The 320-nt window shown below is 69.1% G+C and carries 1 protein-coding gene; it reads right to left on the bottom strand.

The annotated features are described in order from the left end of the window. Nucleotides 1-320 (bottom strand): AMP-binding enzyme (locus AAE027_RS39535; RefSeq protein WP_479714283.1); only part of this gene is annotated, 320 nt, incomplete at both ends.

Below are 320 nucleotides of genomic sequence, written 5' to 3' on the forward strand. Positions count from 1 at the left end.
ACACCGAGCAGCTCGGCCCAGATCTGTGCCAGCGTGATCTCGATCTCGCCTTGCGGCGGCTCATAGGCGGCGCGCGCATACGCCTCATCCGCAGGCGCAGCCAGCGCCTTGCGGTCCAGCTTGCCGTTCACCGTCAGCGGCAGCGCCGCCAGCCGCACGAACGCCGATGGCACCATGTACTCCGGCAGGTGTGCACTTATGTGCGCGCGCAAGGCGCCGGCAAGCTCGCTTCCCTCCAGCCCGTTCGAAGCTGATTCCGGCGCGCACACCACATAGGCGACAAGACGCTGCTCGCCGCCGGGGCCCTCGTGCGCCACCAC

This window comes from Bradyrhizobium sp. DN3, assembly GCF_041357655.1.
In the GTDB taxonomy this organism is placed as follows: domain Bacteria; phylum Pseudomonadota; class Alphaproteobacteria; order Rhizobiales; family Xanthobacteraceae; genus Bradyrhizobium.